The organism is Pusillimonas sp. (genome assembly GCF_035515275.1).
In the GTDB taxonomy this organism is placed as follows: Bacteria; Pseudomonadota; Gammaproteobacteria; order Burkholderiales; family Burkholderiaceae_B; genus Pusillimonas.
Genome location: NZ_DATJBQ010000049.1, coordinates 1 through 4,984, shown reverse-complemented (window position 1 = coordinate 4,984; position 4,984 = coordinate 1). Strand labels below are relative to the sequence as shown.

General features: G+C 61.4%; 6 protein-coding genes and 1 pseudogene. All 7 read right to left on the bottom strand.

The annotated features are described in order from the left end of the window. Positions 1-286: flagellar basal body P-ring protein FlgI (locus VL003_RS03270; RefSeq protein ID WP_414708228.1), on the bottom strand; the 286-nt coding region annotated here is incomplete at its 3' end. A gap of 2 nt (positions 287-288) precedes the next feature. Continuing rightward, positions 289-978, bottom strand: a complete 690-nt coding sequence (locus tag VL003_RS03265; protein WP_325439533.1) for a flagellar basal body L-ring protein FlgH — start codon at positions 976-978, stop codon at positions 289-291. A 20-nt stretch (positions 979-998) separates the two neighbouring features. Further along, complete coding sequence (gene flgG, locus VL003_RS03260; protein WP_325439531.1) at positions 999-1,784, bottom strand: flagellar basal-body rod protein FlgG; 786 nt, start codon at positions 1,782-1,784, stop codon at positions 999-1,001. A 42-nt stretch (positions 1,785-1,826) separates the two neighbouring features. Beyond that, the gene (gene flgF, locus VL003_RS03255) at positions 1,827-2,579 is read right to left on the bottom strand and encodes a flagellar basal-body rod protein FlgF (protein WP_325439529.1); all 753 of its coding nucleotides are present in this window, start codon (positions 2,577-2,579) and stop codon (positions 1,827-1,829) included. A gap of 8 nt (positions 2,580-2,587) precedes the next feature. Further along, entirely contained in the window at positions 2,588-3,466 is an 879-nt protein-coding gene (locus VL003_RS03250) for a flagellar hook protein FlgE (protein ID WP_325439535.1), read from the bottom strand. 363 nt (positions 3,467-3,829) lie between these two features. Further along, a pseudogene (locus VL003_RS03245) lies at positions 3,830-4,450 on the bottom strand (flagellar hook-basal body complex protein); the annotation flags it as partial. 71 nt (positions 4,451-4,521) lie between these two features. After that, a partial coding sequence (locus VL003_RS03240) for a FlgD immunoglobulin-like domain containing protein (protein WP_325439527.1) occupies positions 4,522-4,984 on the bottom strand: 463 nt, incomplete at its 5' end.

Sequence of the window (4,984 nt, the reverse complement as noted above, 5' to 3'; positions counted from 1 at the left end):
TTTGCGGTACGGTCACGCCCAGTTGCGACAGCATATTGGTGAGACTTTGCTGAGTAAAGGGCGACTGCCGCACTTGGTCTCCGCTGCCATCAAGCCCCACCACCAGGCCGTAACCGATAAGCTGGTTGGCACGCACGCCCTGGATCGACGCCAGGTCCTTGATGCGGTCAGCCTGAGCGGTCGGTGCGGCCAACACGCCCGCCAGAAGCAGGGTCAGGCCGGCGGCAACGCGCAGCGCACGGCTGGATAAAGCGGTGAAACGGAAAGAACCTAGCGGCACAAACATCCTCAGAACGGTGAGATATTCAAGAAAAAGCGCTGCAGCCAGCCCATGGTCTGCACTTCGTCCATGCGCCCTTTGCTGCGAAACTCGATGCGCGCATCGGCCACCTGCGTTGAAGCGACCGTGTTTGACCCGGTAATGGAACGCGGGTCGACCACGCCCGAAAAGCGAATGTGCTCGCTGCCCCGATTAATGGCAATTTGCTTGTCGCCGGCTATTTGCAGGTTGCCGTTGGGCAGTACGCCGATAACCGTGGTGGTAATGGTGCCGGTGAAGGTGTTGTTGGCACGGCTGGAGCCCGTACCTTCGGCATCGTTAGCCCCGCTGATGTCGAAGCCCTGCTGCGGGCCCAGCCCAGGCGGAAAGAATGACGGCACGACATCGAGCCCCAGGCTGGCGCCACCGCTTCGATTGGAAGCCGTGGCCACGCTCTTGGCCGCGTTGGTGCGCTCTTGAATAACCACCGTCACGATGTCGCCCACATTACGCGGACGCCTGTCTTCGAACAAGGGGTAGTTGCCGTAAGCGGTAGGCTGATAAATAGCGCCGTTGGCCGCCGGGGCAGGCATCTGCTGCGGCGCGGGCGGCGGTGCCGTAAGCGGGCCGGTCACGATCGGCTCGGGCGGTATCATCGCGCAGCCCGTAACCACAAAGGCAAACAGGCAGGTCAGGCAAAGGCGAAAGAAGTGGCGCATTGGCAAGACAACTGGTTCCGTTAAATCTGGGTCAACCGGGCCAGCATCTGGTCAGAAGTCTGGATAGCCTTGCTGTTCATCTCATACGCGCGCTGGGTGGTGATCATGTTGACCAATTCTTCGGCCACGTTGACGTTGGAGGTCTCGACGTAGTTCTGAAGAATCAGGCCGGCGCCGTCCAGGCCGGGGGCAGCAAAGTTGGCGGGACCCGACGCGTCGGTTTCCACGTACAGGTTCTCGCCCTGGCTTTGCAGGCCGGTGGGGCTGATAAAGGTGCTTAACTGCAGCTCGCCCACTTGCACATTGGTGCCAATGGCGCCGGGCTGGGTGACCGACACGGTACCGTCGCGCGCGATTGTGATGCTTAGTGCATTGTCGGGTATGTTGATGGGCGGCTGAATCGGGTATCCGCCGGCCGTGACCAACTGGCCGTTCTGGTCCACCTGCAGACTGCCGTCGCGCGTGTAGGCAAAGGTGCCGTCGGGCATTTCAACTTGCAAAAAGCCGTTGCCCTGGATGGCGATGTCCAGTGAATTGCCGGTGTCTTTCAGGTTGCCCTGGGTATGAACACGCTCGGTCGCGACCACACGTGTACCCGTACCCACCTGCAAGCCCGAAGGCAACTGGTTGGCCACACCCACCTGGGCGCCGGGCTGGCGTATGGTCTGGTACATCAGGTCTTCGAACACCGCGCGGCTGCGCTTGAAGCCCGCCGTATTGACGTTGGCCAGGTTGTTCGAGATAACGTCCATCTGGGTCTGGTTCGATTCCAGGCCCGTCTTGGCGATCCAGAGTGAGCGTATCATTTTTGTTTCCTTGTTGATGCGCCGTGCGCATCCAAATTAAGTTCAGCCGCTGATCGACAGGATGGAGTTGGCCTGCTGGGCATTGCTGCCCGCGTCCTGAATCACCTTCATCTGCATTTCAAAGCGGCGGGCGTTTTCGATTAGTGCCACCATGGTTTCGGCGGGGCTGACGTTGCTCTTTTCCACGAAGCCCGACAGCACGCGCACAGCGGGGTCGGCGGCCACAGCGGGCTGTACGTTCGGGTCAGTGCGAAAGTAGCCGTCGTCGCCGCGCTGCATGGCGGCGGCCTGCGGGTTCACCAGTTTTATCTGGCCCAGCACCTGAATGTCTGCGGGGTTGTCGCCGGCACCCAAGGCCGTAATGGTGCCGTCACTAGAGAACGTGACCGTGCCGCGATCGGGAATCTCGATGGGCATGTTGTCGGCCGACATCACCACGTAACCGTCGCGGTTCACCAGTTGGCTTTGCGGGTTCACGCCGAATTCGCCGCCCCGGGTGTAAGCCTCGCCATTGGGGGTCTGCACGCTGAACCAGCCATCGCCCGTAATGGCCAGATCAAGCGCGCGACCAGTTTCGGTCATGACGCCCTGCTCGAAGTTGCTGCCCGGCGTGGTGGCCACGGTTGAGACGCGGGTGGGCAAGCCTTGCTCGGCCACCACCGGCACCGAGCGGTAGTTCAGCAACTGCGCGCGAAAACCCGTGGTGTTGACGTTGGCCATATTGTTGGACAACACCGTTTGCTGATCCAGCACGCGGTTCGCGCCATTGGCCGCCGTGTAGATAATGCGGTCCATGCCCTGCCCTATCGCATGGTGATCAGGGTTTGCAGCACCTGATCCTGGGTCTTGATGGTCTGGGCATTGGCCTGGTAGGTGCGCTGGGCAATAATCATGTTGACCAGCTCCTGGCTCATGTCCACGTTCGACTCTTCCACCGACTGGCCCTGCAGCGTGGCAAGGCCGTTGCTGCCGGGTCGGCCCACCACGGGACCGCCCGAGGCGCCCGTTTCAACCCAGGCGTTGCCGCCCACGGGCTGCAGTCCTTGCAGGTTGTTGAAGTCGGCCAGGGCCACGTAACCCATGGCCTGTGTTTCGCCGTTGGTGTAGTTGGCCACAATGGCGCCGTCCGTGGCGATGGACATGCCGGCATACTCGCCGGTGGGGTAACCGGTTTGCGTAAAGTTGGGGCTGAACTCACCGCCGAACTGGGTCGAACCGGCATAGCTCAGGTTGATAGTAATAGCATCAGCCGGCGAGTTGGTACCGCCGGGGTTGGCGATATTCAGGGTCTGCGTACCACCGGCAAGCATCAGGCCGTTGCTGGCAAATGTGAGGCTCGCCGGCGCCGTGTCAGGGTGCGAGGTTATCGGGTTTCCGTTCAAGCGGTAATACACCTGCCAGGAGCTTTCATTGGGCGTTGCACTTTCGCGTTTTACGAAGTACTGGGTCAACTGATGGGCATTGCCCAGCGAGTCATAGACCGAAATCGGCAACGAGTGGGTGAAGCTGTCAGGGTTGGCCGGGTTGAAGGGGTGGCCGATGACGGCGGGGGCAAAGGCATTTTCGCCCGCTCCCGCTGGAGGCAGCGCGCCGGCCAGCAAAGGAGCGCCCGCAGTGATGGTGACCGCACCACCATTGGCCGACGTGTATGCTCCAGCACCGGGAGGTGTTCCCTCCCACACAATGTCTCCAAAGGCGTCGACCCAGTAGTTGTAGGTTCCAGGAGTCGGCCCTCCGGCCAGTACGACCGTACCGGCAGCATAGGCATTCTCACCCACACCGGGTGAAAGACTGGCGGCTGTCAAGGGAGTCGCCGCATCGACAGCGACCGCACTGCCGTCGGCGGACGTATAGGCACCGTCAGCAGGGGGCGTTCCATTCCACACCACCTCACCGCCGGCGTTGACCCGGTAGGTGTAGGTGCCGGGAGTCGGCCCGCCTGCCAAAATAATGGTACCGTTTGCGAAAGCAGTTTCGCCTGCACCCACTGCAGGCAGCGCGCTGGCAGGCAACGGGTTCAGCGCAGCGATGTTGACGGCACTACCATCGGCCGAGGTATAGGCGCCGTCAACAGGAGGCGTCCCGTTCCATACGACTTCACCGTCGGCGTTGACCCGGTACGTGTAAGTTCCGGGAGCCGGCCCTCCGGCCAACACAATGGTGCCGTCCACTACCGGCAAAGAAACCGGACTGATCGCCGGCGCGTTCGCATCCAGGTTGGTCTTGGTCGTAACCACATCCGTGGCGCGCGGCGCGATGTTGCCTACGGGCACCATGATGGGCTGCAGGTCGGTGCCGTTCACCCCGTAGCCGGTCAGGCGCTGGCCCTGGGCGTTGACGATGTAGTTGTCTTTATTGGCGAAGAACTGGCCGTTGCGGGTGTACAGGATGTTGCCGCTGGGATCCTGGACACGGAACAAACCCTTGGCGCCGTCGATGGCCATGTCGAACTGGTTGCCGGTGGAACTGATGGTTCCCACGGTGAAGCGCTGGTTGATGCTGGCCACCTGAACGCCCAGGCCCACGCGGCTGCTGGCATAAACGTCGGCGAACGTGGCCGAGCCCGACTTGAAGCCCACCGTGCCTGAGTTGGCAATGTTGTTGCCGATGACATCCAGATTCTGCGCTGCGGCGTTCAGTCCGCTCAAGCCTTGTCCGAAACCCATGATTAACCTCGTTTAATGTATTTGATTCAAATGAAGCCGCGCGACGAGACTGCCGTCGCATCGACGCGTTGCTACATGATTTTGCGAATATCAAAAAGCGAATACTTGCCGGCCAGGCCAAGCTCAAGCTGCAAGCCGGTAGAGGCGTAAGCCACACTGGAAACCCTGCCCGAAGTCAAGGCTTCGGAAGCCACCAGCTCGCCCTCGGCGTCCATGGCCGCGACCTTGACGGTGTAAGCACCGTCGCCCACTGCCAGGCCGGAATCGTCCTTGCCGTCCCACTGCATGGACATGACCCCCGCAGTGTGCGGGCCTTCGAGCTCAATCTGGCGCACGGCCTTGCCGCTGACGTCCTGAATGGTGATGACCATCTTGGCGGCGTCCGAAATAAGATCCACGCCGAAAGGCGTCGCGATCGGGGTTTTCACGCCGTCTACATTGGTGCTGCCCAGCGCGATCTTTTCGCCCGGCACCAATACGTCTTTGCCGATCAGATTGGCCGCCTGCATCGACTGGGACATGTCCATCTGCCCC

Coding starts and splice junctions, on each gene's coding strand:
- VL003_RS03265 (WP_325439533.1), bottom strand. CDS start 978: ATGCGCCACTTCTTTCGCCTTTGCCTGACCTGCCTGTTTGCCTTTGTG.
- flgG (WP_325439531.1), bottom strand. CDS start 1,784: ATGATACGCTCACTCTGGATCGCCAAGACGGGCCTGGAATCGAACCAG.
- flgF (WP_325439529.1), bottom strand. CDS start 2,579: ATGGACCGCATTATCTACACGGCGGCCAATGGCGCGAACCGCGTGCTG.